Origin of the sequence: Saccharothrix sabaoui, from assembly GCF_051756985.1 — a bacterium.
GTDB lineage: Bacteria > Actinomycetota > Actinomycetes > Mycobacteriales > Pseudonocardiaceae > Actinosynnema.
Window position 1 is genome coordinate 43,188 of record NZ_JBPKJK010000034.1, and the last position, 25,650, is coordinate 68,837.

Here is a 25,650-nt window from a genome sequence, read left to right on the forward strand (position 1 = left end):
GATGACCTCGTTCGCCAAGCAGGCACTGGCCGGACTGCGCGTCCTGCTCGTGCTCACCGTGATCACCGGCGTGCTCTACCCGGCCGCGGTGTGGGGGGTGTCGCGCCTGCCGGGCCTGCACGACCGGGCCGAGGCGGTGGGCACGACCCTCGTCGCCGTGGACCGCGGGGACGACCGGTACTTCGCCCCCCGCCCCTCGGCCGCCGTGCCGCCCGCCTCGGGCGGCTCCAACAAGGGCGAGCGCAACGCCGAGCAGGACGCCGTCGTCGCCGGGCGCCGCACCGCCGTCGCGACGCGCGAGGGCGTGGGCGAGGACCGGGTGCCGCAGGACGCCGTCACCGCGTCGGCGTCGGGCCTGGACCCGCACATCAGCACGGCCTACGCCCAGCTCCAGGCGCCCCGCGTGGCGCGGCGGAACGGGCTGACCGAGGAGCGCGTGCGCGACCTGGTCGCCGAGCACACCGACGGCCGGTCGCTGGGCTTCCTCGGCGAGCCGGGCGTCAACGTCACCGCGCTGAACCGGGCGCTCGACGAGGCGCGCTGACACCGGCCGCACCACCAGGCCGCACCACCACCGGCCTCGCTGCCGGCAGCCGCAAGGCAGCAGCCTCGCCGGCACCGGCCGCGCCGCCGGTCCGCGTCACCTCGACCCCCGCGTCGGCCTCGCCGGCGCGGGGGTCACGCGCGGGAGGGTAGCGGGACATATCACCCCGGCACGCGTCACCGTTTCGTGGACAGGACCCACTCAGAGTGTCCTACGATGGCTCATACCCACCCGGACGGAGGACGTCGTGCTGAGTGCCGCCGCCGGGAGCGAGGTCGGGCAGCGCTACCGGGCCAACTACGACGCCTTCTCGCTCTCCACCGACCCGTTGCTGGCCGTCGTCGCGGACGGCATGGGCGACGGACCGGGGAGCGCGGTGGCGAGCCGCACGGCGGTCGACCTCGTGGTGCGGCGGGCGGCGGCGGGCAAGGAGGCCCTGCTGGACGCGGTGGCCGAGGCGCACCGGCTCGTCTTCGACTTCGGGCGCGAGCACGGGGTCCTCGCCGGGTGCACGCTGACCGCGCTGGCCGAGTGCCCCGACGGGTTCTGGCTCGTGCAGATCGGCGACTCGCGGCTGTACCGGTCGCGCGGCGAACTGCTGGAGCTGCTGACCGTGGACCACACGATGGCCTGGCTCGGCGCGGTGCACGGCTGGTACCCGTTCGACTCGGCCGAGGCCCGCGCGGCGCGGTACCACCTGACCCGGTTCGTCGGCCACGTCGACGCGCCGGCGCCGGACCTCGTCAAGGTGGAGGTGCGGCCCGGCGACGTGCTGCTGCTGTGCACCGACGGGGTCGCCGAACAGGTGCCGCACCACCGGGTGTCCGACGTCCTCGGGCGGGACGCGCCGCCGGGGGACGCGGTGCGCGACCTGCTCGCCGCCGCGGGGGCGGCCGGGGGACGGGACAACGCCACGGCGATCGTGGTGCGTTCGGCCTAACCCCCTTGGCCTCAGGGGGTTCGGAGGTTCCCCCGACTGCCGGGGTTTCTATATCGTCGCGCTTCGTGGTCACCACGCAGCGCAGTGGGGAGGAGACGTCCGGTGATCGGGCAGCCCGACGGACGTGACGTGCAGCGCTGGCGGACCTCGGACCGAACCTCGTCGCGGGAGGAGCTGGAGGTCGCCCTGAGCGCGTCGTCACCCTCGATCCGGTCGGTGTCCTCGGCCAGGTCGACACCCTCGGCCAGGTCGACGTCCTCGGCCCGGTTCTCGCCGAGGCCGCCCTCGGACGCCGAGCTGATCGACGCCGTGCGGGGCGGTGAACTGCGCGCCTACGGGCAGCTCTACGAGCGGCACGCGACGGCGGCGCGGACGTTCGCCCGGCAGCTGTCGCGGTCGGCGGTGGAGGCCGACGACCTGGTGTCCGAGGCGTTCGCCCGGGTGCTCGACGTGCTGCGGGACGGGCGCGGGCCGGACTCGGCGTTCCGCGCCTACCTGTTCACCGCGATCCGGCACACCGCCTACGACCGGCACCGGCGGGAGAAGCGGGTCGAGCTGGCCGACGACGTGTCCGCCGTCGCGCCCGAGGCGACCGTCGTGCCGTTCCACGACCCGGCGGTGGCGACGCTGGAGCGGTCGCTGGCCACGCGGGCGTTCGCGAGCCTGCCCGAGCGGTGGCAGACGGTGCTGTGGCAGACCGTGATCGAGGGCCAGTCGCACGCCGAGGTGGCCCCGCTGCTCGGGTTGACCGCCAACGGCGTGTCCGCGCTGGCCTACCGGGCGCGCGAGGGCCTCAAGAAGGCGTACCTCCAGGCGCACCTGGAGGACGTGCCGACCACCCGCTGCCGGGCGACCGTCGACCGGCTCGGCGCGTGGACCCGCCGGGGGCTGAAGGGCCGGGAGGCCGCGCAGGTCGAGACGCACCTCGACGGCTGCGTGCGGTGCCGGGCCCTGGCGGAGGAGCTGGCGGACGTCAACGGCGCGCTGCGCGCGGTCGTCGCGCCGCTGGTGCTGGGCGCCGGGGCGGCCGGTTACCTGGCGACCACGGCGGGCGCGGCGGAAGCGGCGGTCGGCGCGGCGGGCGCGGGCACGGCGGCGGTCGGCGCGGGTGCGGCGACGGGTCCGGCGGGCGGTACGGCCGTCTCGGTCCCGCAGTGGCTGGGCGCCGCGGCCTCCACCACGGCGCTGGTGGTCGCGGTCGTGTGGGGGGTGGGGTCGAGCGGGCTGGAGGCCGTGCCGCCGCCCGAGGCCCTGCCGCCCACGCTGAGCGCCGACCCGGGGCAGCCGGCGACGACGACGCCCGGCAACGCGGCGCCGCGGGTGACCGCGGCCCCCTCCGGCAGCGCGACGGCGGCGACGCCCACCGACCCGGGCGGGTCCTCCGGGGTCGTCACGACGCAGCCGGGGACGTCGACGTCCGACGAGCCGCCACCCGGGTCCGCGCCGGACGCGCTGGTGCCGCAGGTGCCGACGGACTTCTCGCTGGGCAGCGGCGGCCCGCCGGTCGACCTGCCGATCACCGTCCGCAACACCGGTTCGACACCCGCGGCGGCGCCCGCGCTCGTGCTGGCGCTGCCCGAGGGCTTCCAGGTGGTCGGTCCCGGCAACGGGCTGCGCGGCGCGCCGGTGGTGGCGTTCGACGGCGCGCGGGCGCAGGAGACCGTCCCCTGCCCGGCGGGCAGGGGCAGGGTGACGTGCACGGCCTCCGGGGAGCTGGCCCCGGGCGACTCGGTGCGGTTCGTGTTCCGGCTGCTCGCGGGTCCGAAGTCGAGCAGCGGCACGGCCACCGGCACGGTGACCGCCGCTCCCCTCCCCCAGGTGACCATCGGGTTCCCGGTGGCGGTGACGCCGAAGAAGTAGCGGGGCGGCCCGGACGCACGACTCGCCGCCGCCACCGCGCCGCGGCGACCCCTACGGCGTGGAGGCGGGAACGTGGAGCTGGAACTGACCGACCAGGGGTGGCACGCGCTGCGCGGCGCGCTCGCCGACGCGGCCGACCGGTTCGCGCGGCTCATCACCGACCGCTGGGAGCCGGGGCGGCGGGCGGTCGGCACGTGGTCGGTCGCCGAGACCGCCGCGCACACCGCGATCGTGGCGCACCTCGACGCGGGCCTGCTGGTCGACCCCGAGGCGGCCACGGGCGTGCCGGAGGTGGACGGGCTCGTCCCGGGCACCACGCTCGCCACCCTCGCGGACCTCAACGCCGCGGCGCTGGAGCGGTTCCCGGACCGGTCGCCGGACGGGATCGCGGACCACCTGCTCACCGGCGTGGCGACGCTGCTGGAGCGCAGCGCCGACCTCGACCCGCTCGCGCCCGCGACCTGGCTCGGCCGCTCGCGGCTCACCGTCGCGTCCCTGCTCGCCCACCAGCTCAACGAGATCCTGCTGCACGGGTTCGACATCGCCGGTCCGGGGTCGCGGGCGTGGCGCGTCCCCCCGGAGGAGGCGGCGCTCGCGTTCGACGTGTTCCTCATGCGGCTGCTCGGCACCGACGACCAGGGCGTGCTGTTCGGGCCGGGCGTGGGCGGCGGGCGGCGGGTGTCCGTGGAGCTGCGCTCCGACCGCACGACACCCGTCGTGCTCACCACCGGCGGGGGCGGGCGCACCACCGTCGAGCCGCCGGACGGCCGCGCCGACGCCCGCATCCGCTTCGAACCGGCGGCGTTCATGCTGACGACCTTCCGGCGCACCCGCCTCACCCGCGCCCTCGCCACCGGCCGGCTCGTCGTCTCCGGGCGACGCCCGTGGGTCGCGGTGGAGTACCTCAGGCGGACCCGGACCCCCTGACGGTGGTCAGGCGGCGCGGGCGGCGGCCACGAAGGCGCGCATCAGGCCGTGGTCCTTGACGCCCCGGCTCGACTCGATGCCGCTGGACACGTCCACGCCCCACGGCCGGGCCCGCCCGATCGCCTCGGCGACGTCGTCCACGCCGAGGCCGCCGGCGAGCAGCCACCGGCCCTCCGGGCGGGCGCCGTCCAGCGCGGCGAGGTCCCAGCGGTGCCCGGAACCGGCCTCGGGCGAGTCGAGCAGGAGCATCTCCTCGCCGAACGCGCCGACCCGCACGTCGGTGCCGGGGGTGAGCGAGACGGCGCGCAGCAGCACCAGGCCCGACCCGGCCAGCTCGTCGAACGCGGCGCGCGGGTAGTCGCCGTGCAGCTGCACGGCGCGCACGCCGGCCCGCTCGGCGACCCGGCGCACCTCGGCCGGCTCGACGTCCTTGAACACGCCGACCGCGAGCACGTGCGGCGGGACGCCGGCCACCAGCTCCCGCGCCGCGTCGGGGTCCACCCGGCGCGCGCTGGCGCTGAAGACGAACCCGACCGCGTCCGCACCCGCGTCGACCGCGACCGCCACGTCGTCCCCGGTGCGCAGGCCGCACAGCTTCACGTACATGCGGCAAACCCTAACGGCGGTGGCGGGCGGGGGCCGGCCCACCCACCACCGCCCCGGCTCACCGCGCGGCCGTGGCCCCGGTGGCGCTCCGGGTGGGCGCGGGGCCCGTGCCCACGAAGGACGTCGCGACGAGGCCCTGCGGGGTGCGCCAGGTGAAGATCGGCTTCCCGTCCGCCAGCACGGTGCCGGCCGGGTCGGTCGCGGTCTCCTCGAAGTAGCGCACCCGCCACTCGCCGAAGCCCGCGGCCGGCGCGAGCTGGCTCGCCTGGCGCACGTAGCCGTCGTCACCGCGCACGGCCAGCTCCACCAGGCCGCCGCCGGTCAGGACGGCGTCCGGCGCGCCGGGCGCGGTCAGCTCGCCCACCTGTTGCCACGTGCCGCCGAACGCGCCGCCGGCCTCCCGCTGGGTGAGCACCCGCCCGTCCGCGCCGCGCGCGAACACCTGGAGCTGCCCGTTGGGGTGCGCGACGGCCGAGGGCCGCGCGGTGGTGCCCGCGCCGACCACCCGCCACGCGCCGGGCGTGCCGTCGACCACGCGCAGCACCCGCGCCGAGCCGTCGGTGAACCGGGCCACCACGTCCAGCGCGGTCCCGTTGCGCAGCACCGCGAAGTCGGCGGTGACGCCGCCGGTCGCGATCCGCCGCCACGCCTCGTACCCGCCGTCCGCCGCGACCTGGCGGCTCTGCCACAGCCCGCCCGCGCCGTCGGCCGCGAACAGCGCCAGCGCGCCGGACGCCTCGGTGCCGACCACCGGGTCACCCGCCATCCAGCCCTCGTGGGCGGTCAGGCCGGTCCCCCACACGCCGTTGCGGACCTGCTGCACCTTGCCGCGCAGCCCCGCGTCGTCCGAGCTGTTGGCCAGCACCTCCAGCCGCCCGTCGCCGCGCACGCCCGCGCCCGGCCGGCCGGTGTGCAGGTGGTACTCGGGGAACGTGGCGTAGTCGAGCAGCCCGTAGTCGCCCGCGTAGCGCTGCTTGGCGGCGGTGAGGCCGCCGGCCGGGTTGACGTAGAAGAACGTCACCAGGCCGTCGGGTCCCTGCACCGGCGTGGTCGGCGCGTCGTAGCGCTGCGGCACCGCCGGGCGCTGCGGCACGGCGGCCCCCGTGACGCGGCACGCGTCGGACTGGCCCTCGACCTGCCAGTCGGGGAGCCAGCCGCCGTCGCCGACGATGCTGCCGGACGCCGCCGCCCACGTCCCGTCGCCCGTGTAGCGGTACCACTTCAGCTGCTGCGTGCCGCCGTTCAGGGCGTAGAACACGCCGCCGCCGACCGAGGCCACGTCGGTGAACTGGTTCCAGCCGGCCGCGCCGACCTGGGGGCCCTCGACCAGCCAGCGCCGGCTCTCCGCGTGGTAGGTGTACTGGTGCAGCGCGCCGGCGTGGGTGCGGGCGAACAGCACGCCGTCGCCCGAGGCCCACAGCATGGTGAAGCGCGACGCCCAGCCGACCGCCAGCGTGCGGTCGAGCGTCGTCCACGCGCCGTTGACCTTGGTGTGGCGGTACCAGTGCAGGTTGCCGTCCGGGGCGATGCCGTAGAAGTCGCCCTTGGCGTCGACCACGAGGGTGTCGCGCGACCACCCCGTCCAGCCGGTGCGCACGGTGTCGCCGACGCCGCCGTTCTCCCAGCCGGAGCCCAGCCAGCGGAACCGGCTGAGCGTCCCGTCGGGCGCCAGCTCGTACACGACGCCGTCCGGGCCGCCCAGGGTGATGCCGTCCCAGGCGAAGCCGTGGCTGAACTGCGTCCGCCAGCTCGGGTTCCCGTTCTCGGGCTCGTCGTGCTGGTAGAGGGTCAGGCTGGTGTCGGGCTTGCGCACGTGCAGGGGCGCGCTCGTGCTGCACTGGAAGGTCTCCGCCGCGCCGGCGGAGCCGGTGGCCAGGGGCGTGAGCGCGGTCGCCACGAGCACCGCGGCCAGGAGACCCGCGGCCCGGTTCACCGCCGCACCGCCGTGGTGCCTGCGTGGGTGGTCTGGGCGGCCGGGCTCTGGACGTACGAGGTGGCCACGAGGCCGCCGGGCGTGCGCCAGGTGAAGATCGGCTTGCCGTCCGCCAGGACCAGGCCCGTCGGGTCGGTCGCGGTCTCCTCGAAGTACCGCACGCCCCACTGGCCGAACCCGGCGGCGGGCGCCCCCTGGTCGGCCTGGTGCACGAACCCGTCCGCGCCGCGCGCGGCGAGCGCCATCAGGCCGTTGCCCTTCAGCACGGCCGCGGGCGAGCCGGTGGTGGCCAGGTCGCCGATCGCGGACCACGTGCCGGGGAACGCGCCCGCGCTCTCGCGCTGGGTGTGGACCAGGCCGTCGGCGCGGCGGGCGAACACCTGGAGGTCGCCGTTGCCGTGCGCGACGGCGGCGGGCCTGCCGGTCACCCCCGCGCCGACGGTGCGCCACGCGCCCACGACGCCGCCGGTGACGCGCGCCGCCCGTGCCGTGCCGTCGGTGAAGCGGGCCACCACGTCCACGGCCGTGCCGTTGCGCAGCACGGTGAGGTCGGTGCTCAGGCCGCCGGCGGCGATCGCGCGCCACGCGGCGTACGGGCCGTTGGGCGCGATCTGGGCGCGCCGCCACAGCGCGCCGGCCCCGTCGACCGCGAACTGGCTCAGCGCGCCGTCCGCCCCGGCGACGACGACGGGGTCGCCGAGCAGCCAGCCGCGGTCGGCGGTGACGGGCGCCGGGCCCCACACGCCGTTCTTGAGCTGCTGCACCTTGCCGCGGTACTCGCCGTCGTCGTGGCTGTTGGCCAGGGTCTCGAACCGGCCGTCCTGGCGCAGGCCCGCGCCCGGCTGCCCGGTGAAGTCGAAGTGCCCGGTGAACGTGCTGTAGTCCAGCAGGCCGTAGTCGCCCGCGGTGCGCTGCGCGGCGAGGCTCAGGCCGCCCTCGCCGTTGACGTAGAAGTACGACACCCGGCCGTCCGGCGCCTGGAGCACGGTGGTCGGCGCGTCGAAGCGCTGCGGCACGGCAGGTCTGGTCGGGAGGGCGTTGCCGGTCAGCCGGCAGCCGTCGGTGTCGGCGACCACGTCCAGCTCGCCGTACCAGCCCCAGCCGACGAGCTTGCCGACGTCGCGGCCGGTGTCCGCCCACGTGTCGGTGTCCTCGTGGTAGCGGTACCACAGCAGCTCGCCGCCGTTGTCGGCGCGCGTGGCGTACAGCACGTCACCGCCGGGCGAGAAGATGCGGTTGAACATGTTCCAGCCGAACCCCGCCGGCCGCGCGTGGTGCACGAAGCGGTCGGACGCGGCGTGGTAGCGGTACCGGAAGAGCTCGCCGCCCGGCTTGCGGGCGTACAGGACGCCGTCACCGGCGGCCACGACGAGGTCGTACTGGTCCCACCCGGTGTCGATGACCTTGCCGCTGCCGGTTTCCCCGCTCCACCAGCCGGTCGCGTCGTCGCCCTCCCAGACGAACACCTCCAGGTTCCCCTCGGGGGTGATCTCGTACAGGCGGCCCTTTTCGTCGACCGTCACCTTGTTGCGGTGCTCGGCCTGGCCGTAGCGGCCCCAGCCGCTGCCCACGACGCGGAAATGCGCGCCGTTCCACGAGTCCCAGTTCCCGGTGGTGTCGTTCCAGCGGAACCTGCGCAGGTCACCGGTGGCCGCGACCATGCTGTAGAGGACGCCGTCCGGCCCGGCCAGGGTGCGCCCGACGTCCCAGCCGCCCCCCACGGTCCGCTTCGTCCCCCAGTCGAAGTTCCCGTTCTCCGGGTCGTTGTGCGGGTAGGTGAAGATACTTCCTCCGGGCGTCACCCCGTACACCTTGACAGCGGTGTCGCAGACGAGTGCGGCGGCCGATGCGGAAATTTCCCCGTGCGCCGCCGGAACAGAAATCCCGGCCATCCCGAAAACCAGGGCGAGCACTGCTCCGGAACTGTTTTTGAGCAGGCTCGCGCTCACTCTTGACATGCACTTCCCCCTGGTCGAACTCGACGGTCGAGGGGACCGTAACGGACACCCGGCACACCGGCCAACCCCTTCACAGTTATCCCCACCAGCGGTAACGAGGTGACGGACGGTATCGCTGGGCGGGGTCCGCTAGGCCGAGCGAGTTAACCGGTGGTCTGCACCACGTCATGTGACGAACAGTCACTTGCCTTTTTTCGATCCGGGCTGGATGCTTCAGCCCGACACGGCCTAGGGGGGCCTGCGGTGGCACGACGGCACCGCGCCTGTCGACACGGGGGGATTCCGGACAATGACCGCTGGGCGTATTCGGCGTGCGCGCTCCAGGCTGCCGCGCTCACCGCGCGGGAGAATTCTGGCCGCGCTCGGCCTGGTGCTCGTGGTGTTCTTCGGCGCGGTCGCGCCGGACGCCGTGGAGCTCCTGCCGCGGTGGGGGTCCACCTCGTCGGACCCGGCCGCCGAGGCGGGCGCGCTCGCGCCCGACCAGCCGTGGGGGTCGGCCGAGGGGCAGGAGCACGAGGTGCGGGGGGAGGCGCCCAACCGCGCCCTGCCCCGCTCGGAGCTGGCCAAGCACCCGCAGCCGGACTTCCCCTCAGACGCGACGAAGCCCAACGAGGTCCGCGAGGTCGCGACCTCCTCGGACCCGACCGGGTTCGACCCGGCCACCAGCCGCGAGGACGAGGGCGCGCGGCAGGCGTTCTCCCGCACGTTCGTCAACGCCGACGGGACGCGGACCACCGAGTTCAGCCAGGCACCGGTCAACCACCGGCGCGACGACGGCTCGTGGCACCCGGTGGACACCGCGCTCGTGGCCGACGGCGACGGGTGGCGCAACGCCGCCGACCAGGTCGACACCCGGTTCGGCGCGACCGCCTCCGAGTCCCCCTTCGTGCGCGTGGCGCTGTCCGACGAGCACGAGATGGCGTTCGGCCTGGCCGGCACGGCCGCCGCGCGCGGTGCCGCGCAGGGCAGCCGGGTCACCTACCCCGGCGTGGCCGCGCACACCGACCTGCGGCTGGACGTGCTGCCCGGCGGGGTCAAGGAGACCCTGGTGCTGGCGTCGCCGGACGCGCCGCGCAGCTGGGTGTTCCCGCTGCGGCTCAAGGGCCTCACCGCGAAGCTGAACGAGGGCCAGGTCGAGCTGGTCGACGGCGACGGCCGCGTCCGGGGCGTCGTCCCGGCCGGGTTCATGACCGACTCGCACGCCGAGAACCCCGTCACCTCCCACGACGTGCGCTACGACCTGGTCGACCACGCGGGCGGCCCGGCGCTGCGCGTGTCCGTCGACGACGCGTGGCTGCGCGACCCGGCCCGCACCTACCCGGTGCTGGTCGACCCGTCGGTGCACGGCGCGACCGCGAACGCCGCCGTCGTCACCTCGGGCGGCACGCGCACCGGCGGCACGGAGCTGCACGTCGGCGGCGGCAGCGCGATGTACCTGAAGTTCGACGGCGTCTCCCAGGCGCTGGCCAACCACCGCGTCTTCGGCGCGCAGCTCTACCTGACCAGCTTCGACGCGCCCTCGTGCCGGCCCGAGCCGATCGTGGTGCAGCCGATCACCGCGGGGTGGACCGCGTCCGGCTCCGGCCACCCGCCGACCGGCGGCACCATCGGCACCGCGTCGTTCGCGCACGGCTACGTGGCGCTGGGCCAGTCGCACTCCGCCTGCCCGACCGCGGCCCACTCGATCGACCTCGGCGACGCGGGCCGCGACCTGGTGCACGGCTGGACGCACGGCCAGGCCAACAACGGGCTCGCGGTGAAGGCCGTCAGCGGCTGGAAGAAGTTCACCGGCGTGGGCACGGCCAACCCGCCGCGCCTGTTCGTCACGCACACCCCGTACGACGCGGGCTACCGCATCGAGCGCGGCGTGCCGGAACCGCCGGTGCTGCGCACCCAGGACGGCAAGGTCCGCATCGCGGTGACCAACCGCGGCTCCCAGCCGTGGACGCCGGGCGCCTACAAGCTGGCCTACCGGCTGTTCACCGCCGAGGGCAGGGCGGTGGACTCGCGGGAGTCCGCCGCGCTGGACCGCGTCGTGCCGGTGGGCGACACGATCACCCTGGACGCCACGGTGCACCGGGCCAACCCGGGCGACTACCTGCTCGACTTCAGCATGGTGCACAACAGCACCTACTTCACCGACGAGCAGATCCCGCCGGCACGGCTGTCGATGACCGTGTTCGAGGTCCCGCCGATCGTCAAGGCGCAGTACCCGCCGGCGGGACACTCCGCGCCGACGCTGACCCCGCAGCTGTGGGCCGACGCGGTGGACGTGGACGCGCCGCCGAACACGAACGTGCTCTACGAGTTCGAGGTGTGCGGCAGCACGGCGGACGGCACGCCCGACACCGGTTCGTGCCGGCTGTCGCCGCGCGGGGCGAGCCGGACGTGGACCGTGCCCAGGACGTGGTTGCAGTGGAGCGAGGCGTACCACTGGCGGGCGTTCGCGATCGACCCGAGCGGGACGCGCAGCGAGGCGCTGCCGTTCAGCGCGATCCTCACCGCGGTGCCGCAGCCGGACATCACCTCGCACCTGGGCGGCGCGCCGTACAGCGCGGGCGACCTGGACTTCGACCCGCAGATCGGCAACTACACCACCGGCGCGGTCGACGCGGCGATCGGCGTCACCGGCCCCGAGCTGAACGTCGCGCGCACCTACAACAGCCTCGACCCGCGCAAGGACCTGACCTTCGGCGCGGGCTGGTCCACCCGCTACGACATGCGCGTGGTGCCCGACCAGGACGGCTCGGGCAACGTCGTGGTCACCTACCCCGACGGGCAGCAGGTGCGGTTCGGCCGCAACGCCGCCGACGGCAGCTTCGACCCGCCCGCCGGCCGGTTCGCGACGTTCTACCAGGACTTCGGCCTGCCCACCCGCCCGTACGTGCTGGTGGACAAGTCCAACTCGGTCTACCGCTTCCGCGAGTTCGACGGCCGGCTGGTCACCGTGCACGACAACGCGGGCCGCGCCGTCGAGATGGACTACGGCCCGGACGGCAAGATCAAGAGGGCGATCAGCAGGCTCGTCCAGGACAACGCCGCCGCCGACCGCACGCTGTACTTCACCTGGACCGGCAACCACGTCACCGAGGTCCGCACGGACGCGCCGGTGGCCGGCGGCACGCCGATCAAGTGGACGTACAAGTACCTCGGGGACCGCCTCACCGAGGTGTGCGACCCCAAGGGCGGGTGCACGAAGTACGACTACGCCAACGGCTCGCACTACCGCAGCGCCGTCATGGACTCGCGCCCCGACTCCTACTGGCGGCTCGGCGAGGGCGCCGGCTCGTCCGACGCGGTCAGCCAGGTCGCCACGAACCTCGGCAAGGACGCGGGCGCGCACCGCGCCACCACGCTCGGCGCGCCGGGCGCGCTGGACGGCAGCCCGGACGCCTCGACGTCGTTCAACGGCACCGGCTCGTACGTGAAACTGCCCGACGGGGCGATCAAGAAGAGCCGCGACCTGTCGATCGAGCTGTGGTTCAGGACCACGAGCGGCGGCCCGCTGGTCGGCTTCCAGCACGCGCCGTTCGACCGCGCCCAGACCGGCGCGGTGCCGGTGCTCTACGTGGACCGCGACGGCAGGCTGCGCGGCCAGTTCTGGCACGGCCGGGTCGCGCCCATCACCAGCGCGGGCGCGGTGGACGACGGCGGGTGGCACCACGTGGTGCTGTCCGGTTCGCTGGCGACGCAGACCCTGTTCCTCGACGGCGCCAAGGTCGGCACGACCGAGGGCGAGATCGACGACAGCCTGCTCACCCACGGCCAGATCGGCGCCGCGCACGCCGTCGGCCCCGCCGACTGGGCGCCGCACGGCTGGTGGCCGGGCGAGGGCGTCAAGCACTTCTCCGGGCAGGTCGACGAGGTCGCGATCTACCAGCACCCGCTGGGCGAGGAGGCGGCCCGCGCCCACTTCCGGGCCCGCGAGCACGCCGACCAGCTGACCAAGGTCACCATGCCCAGCGGCCGCGTCGCCGCCGAGCTGACCCACGACACCACCAACGACCGGGTCAGCGAGTACACCGACGCCGACGGCGGCCACTGGGAGCTCGGCCTGCCGCAGGTCAGCGGCACCGAGGAGCAGGACGCGCAGGGCCGCACGGTCCGCAACCTGGTCCGCTCGATCCAGGTCACCGACCCGGGCAACCGGTCGCACTTCTTCGACTACGACCCGGTGCGCGGCCGGATCATCCGGTTCGTCGCGCCCCTCGGCACCGGCGTGCGGCTGGAGGACCGGCCCGACCCGTCGGTCGTGCCGACCACGCCGACGACCGCGCCGCCGTGCACCGCCGCCCCGACGCCCAACCCGGACGGCACGCCGTCGTACTGCGGCGGCACGGGCGTGAGCAACCCGGACTGGCAGGGCGGCCCGGTGCAGGGCGTGGGCGTGCGCACCTACGACTACGACGCCTCCGGGTTCCAGCAGACCATCACCGACGAGAACGGCCACCAGGTCGAGCTGCGCAACGACGAGCGCGGCAACGTGCTGTCGCGCAGGACGTGCCGCGACCCCGCGGTGTGCGACACCGAGCACTTCACGTACCACAAGCCCGCGCCGGGCAAGGTCAACGACACCGACCCGCGCATCGACAAGCAGCTCACCTCCCGCGACGGCCGCTCCTCCGGCCCGACCGACGACCGCTACCTGACGACGTCGGAGTACGACGCGCGCGGCGAGCTGGTCAAGCAGACGATGCCCGACGGCACCACCGTCCGGCACACCTACACCGACGGCACCACCGCGGCCGACGGCGGCGGCAACGAGCGCGCCGGCCTGCTCAAGACCACCACGGACGCGCGCGGCAAGGTCACCACCTACCGGTACTACGCCAACGGCGACCTGGCCTCCACCACCGAGCCGGGGCGCACCGACGCCGAGCCCGAGGGCCGCGTCACGAAGTACCGCTACGACCTGCTGGGCCGCAAGGTGTCCGAGACGGAGTTCTCCGACACCTACCCGCAGGGCCTGGAGACGAAGTTCGCCCACGACGAGATGAACCGGCCCGCCGAGGTCACCGACGCGCCGGTCACCAACGCCGTCACCGGCGTCCGGCACACCAAGTTCACCAGGACCACCTACAGCGCCGACGGCCAGCCCGAGAAGGTCGAGGTCTCCGACCTGGCCGGCGGCGACTCGACGCGCACCACGTCGTACACCTACGACGACCGGGGGCGGCAGGACTCCGTCACCGACGCCGAGGGCGCGAGGACCAGCTACGGCTACGACGCGTTCGGCAACCGCACGTGGACCGTGGACGCGAACGGCACGAAGGTCGAGTACGCCTACACGGCGCGCAACAAGGTCGCCGAGGTGCGGCTGCGCGGCTGGCACGGCAAGCCGGTGTCCGGCGGCGTGGGCGACGGCGAGACGCCGTCCGGCGGGTCCCTGCTGGTGCTGGAGGCCAACACCTACGACCTCGGCGGCCGGCTCGTGCGCAAGGTCGACGCCATGGGCCGCAAGACGCTCTACGAGTACACGCCGAGCGGCCTGGTGTTCCGGGTGCTGGCCGAGGTGGCGGCGACGGGCGGCGGCACCCGCCGGGTCGTGCTGGAGCGCAACGACTACGACGGCGCGGGCAACCTGGTCAAGCGCACCGGGCCCAACGGCAAGGTCACCCAGTACACCCACAACGAGGTCGGCCGCGTCACCGAGGTGCTGGCCGACCCGACCGGCCTGGCCCGGCGCACCAGCTACCGCTACGACGCCAACGGCAACGTCACCCAGGTCGCCCGTTCGGGCCAGGGCTCGAACACGCCGGGCGTGCAGTCGTCGGCCGGCTCGGTCGTCGACTACGCCTACGACAACGCGGGCAACCAGGTCAGCGAGACGGTCCAGCAGGTCAACCCGCCGCTGACGACGACCCGCCGGTACGACAAGCGCGGCCTGCTGGTCGCCGAGACCGACCCGCGCGGCAACGTGGCGGGCGCGAACGCGGCCGCGTTCACCACCGAGTTCCGCAACGACGAGAGCGAGCGGCAGGTCGCCGTGACGCTGCCCGCCGTGCAGGTGGAGACCGCGGGCGGCACGCCGGCGACCGCGCGGCCGGAGACCCTCGTCGGGTTCGACACCTTCGGCGACCAGGTCGAGGTGCGCGACGAGAACGGCCGGGTCACCCGGACGACCCACGACCGGGTCGGCCGCCCGGTGCGGGTGGAGACGCCCGAGTACACCGCGCCCGGCGGCACCGCGCCGGTCAAGGGCACCACGGTCACCGAGTACGACGCCGTCGGCAACGCGATCGCGGTGACCGGCGCGCGCGGCGCGGTCACCCGGTTCCGCTACGACCAGCTGGGCAGGCTCGTCGAGCGGCAGGACCCGAAGGCCGACGCCCCGACCGCGGTCGGCGGCGTGTGGCGGTACGCGTACACGCACAACGGCGAGCAGCTGTCCGCGACCGACCCGACGGGCGCGCGGGTGGAGTCCACCTACGACGAGCTGGGCCGCCAGGTGACCAGCACGCGCCTGGAGCGCAGGCCCACCGCGGCCGCGCACACCACGCGCCTGGAGTACAACGACGCGGGCGAGCTGCTGACGTCCACGTCCCCCTCCAACGACGTCACCCGGTACGGCTACGACGCGCTGGGCCAGCGGACCAGCGCGACCGACCCGGCCGGCGTCACCCTGCAACTGGGCTACGACGGCCTGGGCCGCTCGGTGTGGCAGCGCGACGCCCTGGGGCGCACCAGCTACCTGCGCTACGACGCCGCGAACCGGCTCACCGGCCAGTTCAGCCTCAACGGGACGGGCGGCGTGCTGCGCCGCACCTCCTACGCGCACGACCCGGTGGGCAACGTGCTCACCGCGACCGACGCGCTCAACCGCACCGCGCGTTACACCTACGACGCGGCGAGCAGGCTCACCCAGCAGGTCGAGCCGGTGTCGGACACCGAGTCGATCACGACGTCGTTCGGCTACGACGCGCGCGGCAACCGCACCCGCTACACCGACGGGCGCGGCAACAGGTTCGTCACCACCTTCAACGCGTGGTCGCTGCCCGAGTCGGTGGTCGAGCCTTCGACCACCGCGCACCCGGCCGCCGCCGACCGGACGTGGACCTCGGTCTACGACGTGGCCGGCAACGCGGTGAAGCTGACCGCGCCCGGCGGGGTGGTCCGCGACCGGCGGTACGACGCGCTCGACCGGCTGGTGTCCGAGACGGGTTCGGGCGCGGCGACGACGTCCGAGCGCGTGCGGTCCTACGACCTCGCGGGCCGGCTCACCGAGGTCGACGCGCCGGGTGGCCGCAACACCTACGCCTACGACGACCGGGGCGGCCTGCTGACCGCCACCGGCCCGTCCGGCGCCTCGTCGTTCGCCTACGACGGCGAGGGCCGCGTCACCAGCCGCACCGACGCCGCCGGCACCGCCGCGTTCGGCTACGACAAGGGCCGGCTCAAGACCGTCACCGACGGCGTGACCGGCGTCGCCCTGACCCACGACTACAACGAGGCCGGGCAGCTCAAGACGCTGAAGTACGGCACGTCCCGCACCCGCGCGTTCGACTACGACGCCCTGGGGCGGCAGAAGTCCGACGTGCTCACCGACGCCGCCGGCGCCACCGTGTCGTCGCTGGCCTACGAGTACGACAACAACGACCGGCTGACCCGGAAGGTCACCGCCGGCCTGGCGGGCGCTGGCGACCACACCTACACCTACGACCACGCCAACCGCCTCACGTCGTGGACGGTCGGCGGGACGACCACCGGGTACGCGTGGGACGCCTCGGGCAACCGCACGCGCAACGGCGCCAAGACCGCGACGTACGACGAGCGCAACCGGCTGCTGTCCGACGGCGACTACACCTACGCCCACACCGCGCGCGGCACGATGGCGTCGCGCACGTCGTCCGGTTTCACCGAGAACTTCTCGTTCGACGCGTTCGACCGGCTCGTGCAGGTCGGCGGCACGACCTACGCCTACGACGGCGCGGACCGGCTCGTCTCCCGGGGCTCCCGCGCGTTCTCCTACGCGGGCTTCGACATCGACCCGGTGTCCGACGGCGAGACGACGTACGGGCGCGGCGCGGCGGGCGAACTGCTGTCGCTGTCCTCCGGCGGCGCCCGTCGCCTGACCCTGTCGGACAAGCACGGCGACGTCGTCGGCGGCTTCGACCCGGCGGGCACCGGCATCGCGGACTCCACGTCCTTCGACCCGTTCGGCTCCGTGACCGCCTCCACGGGCGCGGCGCGCCGGGTCGGCTTCCAGGGCGACTGGACCGACCCGGACACCAAGCAGGTCAACATGGGGGCCCGCTGGTACCAGCCGGGCACCGGGTCGTTCGCCTCGCGCGACACGACGTCCGCCGCCTCCGGCCCGTCGGCCGCCTTCAACCGCTACGCCTACGGCGCGGGCCGCCCGCTCGACCTGGTCGACCCCGACGGCCACTGGCCCAACTGGGGCGCGGTGTGGAACGGCGTGAAGAAGGCGGCGTCGGTCGCGGTCGAGGTGGTCAAGGAGGTCTCCGGCTACAACGACATCGCGAACTTCATCCGCGAGCCGAGCTGGGGCAACTTCTTCTGGGCCGCGTCGAACTTCATCCCGTTCGGCAAGCTCGCGAAGGGCGCCAAGTACCTCTACAAGTACGGCGACGACCTGCTGGGCGGCGCGCGGCGCTACGGCGACGACGTGGCCTCGGGCGCCAGGCGCTACGGCGACGACGTGGCGGGCGGCGCGCGGAAGTACGGCGACGACGTGGCGGGGGCGGCCCGGCGCAACGTGGCCGACTTCGCCAAGACCGCCGGGCGTTCGGCGGCCCAGGTGGCGGCCCAGCGCGCCGCCGCGGCGGCCGCGGCGGCGGCGGCCCGACGTGCCGCGATGGAGGCGGTGACGAAGCGGGCGAAGGCGGCCATCGCGCACGCGGCGAAGAACAACCCCCTGCCGGTGCTGCAGGCCGCCCTGAAGCCGCGGATCGCGATGAAGGACCTGGTGTCGTCGGCGGCCAACGTGCCGGCGCGCAAGGTCGCGGCGGTGGCCGAGAACGTGCAGGACGTCAACAAGGTCTGGGAGACGGTCAAGGCGACCGTCATCAAGCCGGGGACGAGCGTCGTCCAGTCCGTCGGCGAGCAGGTCGTCTCGGACTTCGCGAACAGCCAGGTGCCGGGCCTGGGCGACCTGCTCAGCCTCGCGTCACCGTCCCGCAAGCGCGGCAACGGCGCGGCCCGCGACGCGGGCGACAGCTCGCGCGGCGAGGCGAGCGGCTCGTGCCCGATCTCGTTCGACCGGAACAGCTTCTCCGGCGAGACCCCGGTGCTCATGGCGGACGGGTCGCGCAAGCCCATCTCGGAGGTCGAGGTCGGCGACGAGGTCGTGGCCACCGACCCGACCACCGGCGAAACCGGCACCAGGACCGTCACCGACACCCGCTCGCACCAGGCGGAACGCCTGCTCTACGAGATCACGGTGGACACGGGCGGCACGGTGGTGGCGACCGACGAGCACCCGTTCTGGGTCGAGTCGTTGCAGAAGTGGGTGAACGCCGAGGACCTGGAGCCCGGCTACACCTTCGAGACGGCCGACCACCGGCCGGTCACCGTCACCGGCGTCCGGCCCCTCTCCCCCGACCGCGAGGTCCACAACCTCACGGTCGACGGGCTGCACACGTACTTCGTGGGTGTCGGTGCGGTCGCGGTACTGACGCACAACTCCGGCCCGAACACCGCGCCCGCCGGTTGTCCTGTCGGCACCTTCCAGGCGCTCAACGACTTCCGCGACGCCGAGACCGCCAAGATGGGGTCGAAGACCCAGCGGAGGAAGGTCTCCGTCGTCGTCGCCGGGATGGTCCCGGGCGGTGAGCCCGTGTTCGGCCGCTCCGACTGGGGCGACGGGTGCGCCGAGGACGACGTGTACAACAAGCTGTGCGCGGTCAACCCCGGCCTGGACCGCAAGGACGTGCTGTACTCCACCCCGATCAGGCCGAGGGACTACCAGCCCGCCGAGGTGTGCGCGGCGAACTGCCAGGAGAAGCTGGACCCGAACCAGTTCCCCCCTGGTACGACGCCCCAGGAAGGCGGCCGTTGGAAGGGGAAGAAGTCATGGGGGTGACGGAGACGGCCGACAGCGTCCTGCGGAACACCGCGTGGAGCGCGTTGCGCGGCCCCTCGCTGCCGGAGGGGGCCATGTCGGTGCCCGACGGGTTGAGGGCGCTCGGCTCGGCGGCGGACCGTGACGGGGCAGCTCGGGCGCGCACCGCCCTGAGCCACGCCGTCGTGCACCAGGGCAAGCTGTTCGAGATCACCTACCCCGCGGTCCGCGTGCTCGCCGAGTTCCTGACCGTGCCCGGCGACTGCGGTCGGGCGGAGGTGTACGACCTGCTGGAGGAGATCACGTACGGCTGGCCCAAGCCGGGGCAGGACGACTGGCGCAGGCCCGCGGACGAGATGCCGCACCTGGGGGACGCCTGTCGCCGGGTCGTCGGCGAGTACGTGGACGTCATCAGGCGGGACTGCCTGTCCGAGGACGTCCACGTCCGCGACTCGGCCATCGGGGTGCTGATCGCCACGTCGCCGGACCGGGACGCCCTGCCGGCGGAACTGGAGCGGTTCATCCGGCGCGAGCCGTCGGACGAACTGCGCGCGGACCTCGAAGAGACGCTGGACGACTTCGGCGCCGAGCCACTGATCCTCACGTCGTTCCGCGAATGGCTCGACCACCCGGCCTGACCACGCGGGCCGCACCACCGACCACGTCCTCCCGAACGAAAGTGACCCCGGGAACATGAGCACGAAGAACTCGTCGACCGCCTGTCTCGTCGCGGCAGTGGCGAGTGCCGCACTGCTGGTCCCGACCGGCACGGCGACCGCCGCCGACGAGGTGTTGCGGTGCGACACCTCCGTCTCCGTCTTCGCCGCCGCGCCCGACGGGACGCTGCGCCTCTACCAGCACGACGAGCCCGAGCTCGGCGAGCACCTGCGCGCCGGGTCCTCGATGATCGGCGGCGGGTGGACGGTGCCGATGGCGGTCGGCCAGGACGGGTACGTCTACCAGGTCCTCGACGGCGGCAACCTGCACCGCTTCCGGTGGACCGGGAGCGACTGGGAGCGGCCGGGGGGTGCGTGGTCGGTCAGGATCGCCGAGGACTGGGACGACTGGACGTCCGTGGCCTCGCGCAAGCGCGTGGCGGTCGACTCGAACGGGAACTTCTTCAAGTTCACCGCGAACGGCGAGCTGACCTGGGAGCGGTACGACGGGACGGCCTGGACGCGGCGCGTGCTGGAGACCGGGGCGGCGAACCGGTACGACATGGTGGTCGCGGCCGGGGACGGGGTGTTCTACGTGCGCGACCCCCACGTGCTCAACGGGGTGTTCTACCGCTACGAGTACCACGCCGCCTCGCAGCGGTTCCTCAAGCCGAGGCAGCTGGTGGCCCACAGCGGTGACGCGAACCTGCTCGACTCCGCGTTCTCCGCGGGCGGCGACGTGCTGTACGGCGTCGAGGGCGCCTGGATGTGGTGGTACCGCTACGACCCCGCCACCGGCGGCTTCGCGCCGCGCCGCCTGGTCGACACCGGCATCACGCCGGGCACGCAGTACGGCGCGACGACCGACTCGTGCGAACTGCTCGGCCGCGCCGCCCCCACCCGGCCGGTCGTGCCGGTGCGCCAGGACCAGCCGAACACCGCCGTCGTCACCACCGACGGGCTGGTCGACTACTTCTACGTCAACACCGCGGGCAACCTGACGTCGGCCAAGCAGCGCTACCGCGACGACTTCACGCTGCTGACCTACCAGTCGTTCGACGACACGACGACGCGCACGGGCGTCCCCGGCGCGGGGCTGCGCGCGGACGGCCGGGTCGAGGTGCTGGCCAACAGCCCGGACGACGCGGTGCTGCGCGGCAAGTCGCAGGCCGTGCGCAACGGCGTGTGGGGCACCGGGAAGGCCGTGCACGACGGCTGGCTCGTCGGCGACCCGGTGGTGGTCGCGGACTCGACCGGCGTCCTGGCGGTCTTCGGCGTCGACGCGCAGGGGTCGCTGTGGCGACGGCCGCAGGCCGCGCCGAACGGCGAGTTCCTGCCCTGGCAGCGGATCGGCGCGGCCGGCGCCACGGCGGACTTCACCGCCGTGCGCAACGGGTCGGCGGTCGACGTGGTGGCGCGCTTCGCCGACGGTTCGGCGCGGGTCGCCAGGTTCGCGAACGGCGCGCTCGGCGCGTGGCGCACGATCGGCGGCGGCTCCGACGTGGTCGGCGAACCGGCCGTCGTGGCGCACGGCGACGGCACGCTCCAGGTCGCGGTCCGCCGCGCCGGCGGCGGCGTGCACACGCAGCGCGAGGCGGCGGGCGCGTTCCCCGGCACGTGGCAGCGCGTCGGCGACGTGGTCGCGGACGGCGCCCCCGCGCTGGCCCTGGGCGCGGACGGCATGGTGCACGTGGCCGCCCGGGTGGGCGACCAGGTGTGGCGGGCGGGCCAGCTCGCCCCGGCGGGTCCGTTCGGGCCGTGGACGGCGGTCCTCTTCGAGGACACCGCGACCGACCCGAACGGGTACACCCTGGCCGACGGCGGCCCGGCCTTCGCGTGGCGCACGCCGGCCGGCCTGGTCGCGACCCTCTACACGGTGCCCGCGGCGGCGCGGTCGGCGGGCACGTCGTTCACCGGCGCGGTGGGGAAGGGCTGACGTGCCCGGTCGCCGGACGCGACAGGTGGCGGCGCTGGTGACCGCGGTGCTGGTGGCGACCGCGGCGCCGGCCCCCGCCGTGCCCGAGCCCGCGCGCACCACGCTCAGCTTCGTCGCCCACCAGGACGACGACCTGCTGTTCATGAACCCGGACGTCCTGTCCGACGTGCAGGCCGGGCACGCGGTGTGGGTCGTCTACCTCACCGCGGGCGAGCTGCCGTGCGGCGAGGGCTTCCCCGCCTGCGGCGCGGACTACGCGGACATGCGCGTGCACGGGGAGCGGGCCGCGTACGCGCGGGCCGCGAAGGTGCCGGACGACTGGGTGTACGAGGCCCTGTGGTTCAACGGCCACGAGGTGCCCACCAACCGGCTGGTGGGCACGGACGTCCGCCTCGTCTTCACCTTCGTCCACGCCGCCGGCGGCAGCGACCAGTGCGGCGACCTCTACCGGCTGGTGCACCAGCCCGGCTACGCGGCCCGGCCGATCGACGGGCGCGCGGCCTACACCAGAGCGTCGTTCGTGGGGATGCTGCGCGACGTCATCCGCACCGCGCGGCCCGACCTGATCCGCTCGCAGAGCAGCATCGGCCACCGCCAACCCGACCCGGACCACGTGGACCACGTCGCCGGCGCGGTCCTCGCCGCCGAGGCCGACACCGACGCGGCGGGGAACACGCTCGTCCGCCGGGACGAGTACGACGGCTACGTGATCAGGCAGTACCCGGACAACGTGTCCGGGTACTGGCGGGACGAGAAGACGGCCGTGTGGGACCGGTACTGGCCGCACGACCCGGCGCTGGGGCCGACCAGCTGGCGCGAGGTGATGGGCAGGCAGTACAGCCCCGACGGGCGCGTCTTCCACCCCGGCGTGCCGTGGGTGCCGCCCGGCGACATCCGCTGCTGACCGGGCCCCTCGGCGGGCGGCGTCCGCCGAGGGGCCCGGAGACCTGGCCACCGGACATCGTTGACACCCCGGGCGGGGCCGTGCCAGCGTGATCCGGCGTGGTCCCGCCGCCACGTCGTGACAACGTTGTCAGGAGGTCCCTGCCGCATGTCCCCGCCCCGCACGACCCGCCGCACCCGCGTGACCAGCCCGTTCCTCGTCGCCCTGCTCGCCGCCGGGCTGGTCACCGCCACCCCCGCCGCGGCGCAGGCCCAGGCCCAAGCGCCGGAAGACCCGACCACCCTGGTCAACCCGTTCGTCGGCACGCAGAACTTCGGCAACACCTTCCCCGGCGCGAGCGCGCCGTTCGGCATGGTCCAGGTCAGCCCGGACACCGGCGGCCAGGGCGGGTACGACTACCTCCAGGACCAGATCCACGGGTTCAGCCAGACGCACCTGTCCGGCGTCGGCTGCGGCGTCATGGGCGAGCTGCCGGTCATGCCGACCACCGGCCCCGTCGACAACGTTGACACCAACGGCTACCGGTCGGCCTTCTCGCACGACGACGAGGAGGCGAGCCCCGGCTACTACCGCGTGGGCCTGTCCCGCTACGGCGTCCAGGCGGAGCTGACCGCGACCGAGCGGACCGGCTGGCAGCGCTACTCGTTCCCGGCGACGGGCGAGGCGAACGTGCTGTTCAACACCGGCAAGGCCAACCAGCAGGTGCTCGACTCCGAGGTCCACGTGGTCGGCGACCGCACGATCGAGGGACGGGTGAAGGCCGGCCGGTTCTGCGCGGGCCACGACGAGCACACCGTGTACTTCACCGCGACGTTCGACCGCCCGTTCGCGCGCTTCGGCACGTGGCGCGGCAGCACGCGGTCACCGGGCGTGCCGGACGCGGCGGGCACCGGCGGCAACGGCGCGTGGGTCACCTTCGACGCGACCGCGGACCGGGACGTGGTGCTCAAGGTCGGCCTGTCCTACACCGGCGTCGAGGGCGCGCGGAAGAACCTCGCGGCCGAGACCGCCGACTCCTACGACTTCGACGCCACCCGCGCGGCCCTGCACGCGAAGTGGGTGGAGGCGCTGGGCTCCATCGCGATCGGGGGCGGCACGACCGAGCGCCGCACGGCGTTCTACACGTCGCTCTACCACTCGCTGCTGCACCCGAACCTGGCGGGCGACGTGGACGGCCGCTACGTCGGGTTCGACGGCGCGCCGCACGTGGCGGAGGGCTACACGCCCTACCAGAACCTGTCGCTGTGGGACACCTACCGACCGCAGAACCAGCTGCTGGAGCTGCTGCGCCCGCAGGTGGCGCGGGACGTCGCGCTGTCCGTGGTGGCGAGCGGTCGCGACGGCGGGTGGCTGCCCCGGTGGGCGCTGGCCAACAGCGAGACCAACATCATGACCGGCGACCCGGTGACCCCGTTCCTGGTCGAGGCGTGGTCCAAGGGCCTCCTCCAAGGCCACGAGCAGGAGGCGTACGAGCTGCTCAGGCGCAACGCCACCAGCACGCCGCCCGCCGACTCGCCGTACAACGGCCGGTCGGGCCAGGGGTTCTACGCCGAGCGCGGCTACGTCCCGTCCGGCCTGGTCCTGGGCACGGACTGCGCGCACAAGGGCGGTGACAACGACTGCGTGCACCCGGCGTCGGCGACCCTGGAGTACGCGGCGGCCGACGCGTCGCTCGCGCTGATGGCCAAGGGCCTCGGGCACGACGCGGACGCGAAGCTGTTCGCCGCGCGCGGGCAGTGGTACCGCAACCTGTGGGACGGCGAGCACTTCCGGCCGCGCACCGCCGAGGGCACGTGGGTGACGCCGTACAACCCGGTCGACGCCGGGCACCAGTTCCACGAGGGCGGCGCGTACCAGTACCAGTGGCTGGTGCCGCAGGACCCGAACGGCCTGGTCGAGCTGATGGGCGGGCGCAGGGCCACCGAGGAGCGGCTGGACGCGTTCTTCGCCTACGACAAGCTGCTCGCCGACCCGGTGGGCACGGTGCGCACCGACTGGATCACGCAGCCCTACGACTACTACGGCAAGCCCACGTACAACCCGAACAACGAGCCCGACCTGCTCGCGCCGTACTTCTACCTGTCGGTGGGCGCGCCGGCGAAGACGGCGACCGTGGTGCGCGCGGCGATGACGCTGTTCACCACCGGCCCGGACGGCATGACCGGCAACGACGACCTGGGCACGATGTCGGCGTGGTACGTGTTCTCCTCGCTCGGGCTGTACCCGACGATGAGCGGCGGCGACTTCCTCGCCCTGTCCAGCCCGCAGTTCCCGTCCGCCACCGTCCACACCGGACAGGGCCGGGCGCTCACCATCAGCGCGCCGGGCGCGAGCGACGCGAACCGGTACGTGCAGCGGGTGTCGCTCAACGGCCGCGACGTGCGGGACACGTGGCTGGACTGGGACGACGTGGCGCGCGGCGGCACGCTGGCGCACCGGCTGGGCACGACCCCGTCGAGCTGGGGCACCCGGCCCGGCGCCGAACCGCCCTCGGTGAACCGGGCCCGGCCGGACGACCGCAGGCACGTCGACGCGGCGCTGCGCGAGTCCTCGGCGGTGGTGCCGGCGAACGCGGCCGACCAGACGGTGGCGCTCACCCTGGACGTGCTGGCGCAGGCGCCCGGCGCGGTGCCGGTCACGTTCCGGCCGACCGCCCCGGCGGGGTGGGGGGTGACCGCGTCGCCCCGGTCCCCCGTGGTGATCCGCTCGAACCGAGCCCCGGTGCAGGAGACGGTCACGCTGACCGTGACCGTGCCCGGTGGCACGCCGGTCGGCTCGTACCCGGTGCGGGTGGCGGTGCGCGGGCCGAACGAGGTGGTCCGGGACGCCGTGGTGGAGGTCCGCGCGGCGGCCGAGTGCGCCGCCGTCGTGGGCGGGCAGTGCGCGGTGGACCTGGCGCGGGAGCTGAACCACGACGGCGCGGCCACCCCGGAGCGGTCCACCGAGGGGAACTTCGACGGCCAGGGCTGGAGCTACGACGCCGCGCTGCTGCCCACCGGCACGGTGACGTGGGGCGACACGGCGTTCGTCGCGCCCGACGCGTCGGGGACCGCGCCGAACTTCGTGGAGGCGCGCGGCCAGGCCGTGCTGCTGCCCGCCGGGTCCTACCGGGGCCTGCGGTGGGTGGCGGCGTCGCACAACGGCCCGGTGACCGCCGGCGTGCTCGTGCGCTACGCCGACGGCAGCACGGCGCAGGTGCCGGTGACCGTGCCGGACTGGGCGGGGTCGGGCGGCGCGGTCGCGCTCGACATGCCGCACCGCGTCAAGGCCGGGCAGGGCGTGGACGGCCCGCCGGTGCGCCTGTTCACCGGCTCGGTGCAGCTGGACCCGGCCAAGGCGGTGCACTCGGTGACGCTGCCCGACGA

The 25,650-nt window shown here is 74.4% G+C and carries 12 protein-coding genes; 9 read left to right on the forward strand and 3 right to left on the reverse strand.

Annotated elements, in window-relative coordinates; genetic code table 11:
• Nucleotide 1 precedes the first annotated feature (1 nt).
• From ACR807_RS13540 to ACR807_RS13555, 4 genes are all read left to right on the forward strand, one after another.
• On the forward strand, nt 2–544 hold the full coding sequence (locus ACR807_RS13540; RefSeq protein ID WP_438921629.1) for a potassium-transporting ATPase subunit C: 543 nt from the start codon (nt 2–4) through the stop codon (nt 542–544).
• 247 nt (nt 545–791) lie between these two features.
• Nucleotides 792–1,484, forward strand: a complete 693-nt coding sequence (locus tag ACR807_RS13545; RefSeq protein WP_438921630.1) for a PP2C family protein-serine/threonine phosphatase — start codon at nt 792–794, stop codon at nt 1,482–1,484.
• Between the two features lie 102 nt (nt 1,485–1,586).
• Nucleotides 1,587–3,344: a sigma-70 family RNA polymerase sigma factor gene (locus ACR807_RS13550; RefSeq protein ID WP_438921631.1), complete on the forward strand. Its 1,758-nt coding sequence runs from the start codon at nt 1,587–1,589 to the stop codon at nt 3,342–3,344.
• A 72-nt stretch (nt 3,345–3,416) separates the two neighbouring features.
• Nucleotides 3,417–4,271, forward strand: a complete 855-nt coding sequence (locus ACR807_RS13555) for a maleylpyruvate isomerase N-terminal domain-containing protein (protein WP_438921632.1) — start codon at nt 3,417–3,419, stop codon at nt 4,269–4,271.
• Between the two features lie 6 nt (nt 4,272–4,277).
• On the opposite strand, the gene ACR807_RS13560 is transcribed toward ACR807_RS13555, so the two are convergent.
• From ACR807_RS13560 to ACR807_RS13570, 3 genes are read right to left on the reverse strand one after another with little or no spacing between them, the layout of a single operon-like run.
• A complete protein-coding gene (locus tag ACR807_RS13560) occupies nt 4,278–4,877 on the reverse strand; it encodes a phosphoribosylanthranilate isomerase (RefSeq protein WP_438921633.1) in 600 nt (199 codons plus the stop codon).
• Between the two features lie 58 nt (nt 4,878–4,935).
• Nucleotides 4,936–6,810, reverse strand: coding sequence for a tachylectin-related carbohydrate-binding protein (locus ACR807_RS13565; RefSeq protein WP_438921634.1), 1,875 nt, complete (start codon nt 6,808–6,810; stop codon nt 4,936–4,938).
• On the reverse strand, nt 6,807–8,612 hold the full coding sequence (locus ACR807_RS13570) for a tachylectin-related carbohydrate-binding protein (RefSeq protein WP_438921635.1): 1,806 nt from the start codon (nt 8,610–8,612) through the stop codon (nt 6,807–6,809). The genes ACR807_RS13565 and ACR807_RS13570 overlap by 4 nt, the downstream gene beginning before the upstream one ends.
• Before the next feature lie 445 nt (nt 8,613–9,057).
• Here ACR807_RS13570 and ACR807_RS13575 point away from each other — a divergent pair, with 445 nt between their 5' ends.
• From ACR807_RS13575 to ACR807_RS13595, 5 genes are all read left to right on the forward strand, one after another.
• Nucleotides 9,058–18,810: an RHS repeat-associated core domain-containing protein gene (locus tag ACR807_RS13575; protein WP_438921636.1), complete on the forward strand. Its 9,753-nt coding sequence runs from the start codon at nt 9,058–9,060 to the stop codon at nt 18,808–18,810.
• Complete coding sequence (locus ACR807_RS13580; protein ID WP_438921637.1) at nt 18,801–19,427, forward strand: hypothetical protein; 627 nt, start codon at nt 18,801–18,803, stop codon at nt 19,425–19,427. Before ACR807_RS13575 ends, ACR807_RS13580 begins: the two co-directional genes overlap by 10 nt.
• Nucleotides 19,428–19,482: 55 nt before the next feature.
• A complete protein-coding gene (locus tag ACR807_RS13585; RefSeq protein WP_438921638.1) occupies nt 19,483–21,381 on the forward strand; it encodes a tachylectin-related carbohydrate-binding protein in 1,899 nt (632 codons plus the stop codon).
• Between the two features lies 1 nt (nt 21,382).
• The gene (locus ACR807_RS13590; RefSeq protein WP_438921639.1) at nt 21,383–22,285 is read left to right on the forward strand and encodes a PIG-L family deacetylase; all 903 of its coding nucleotides are present in this window, start codon (nt 21,383–21,385) and stop codon (nt 22,283–22,285) included.
• Nucleotides 22,286–22,432: 147 nt separating this feature from the next.
• On the forward strand, nt 22,433–25,650 hold a 3,218-nt coding region (locus ACR807_RS13595), incomplete at its 3' end, for a GH92 family glycosyl hydrolase (RefSeq protein ID WP_438921640.1).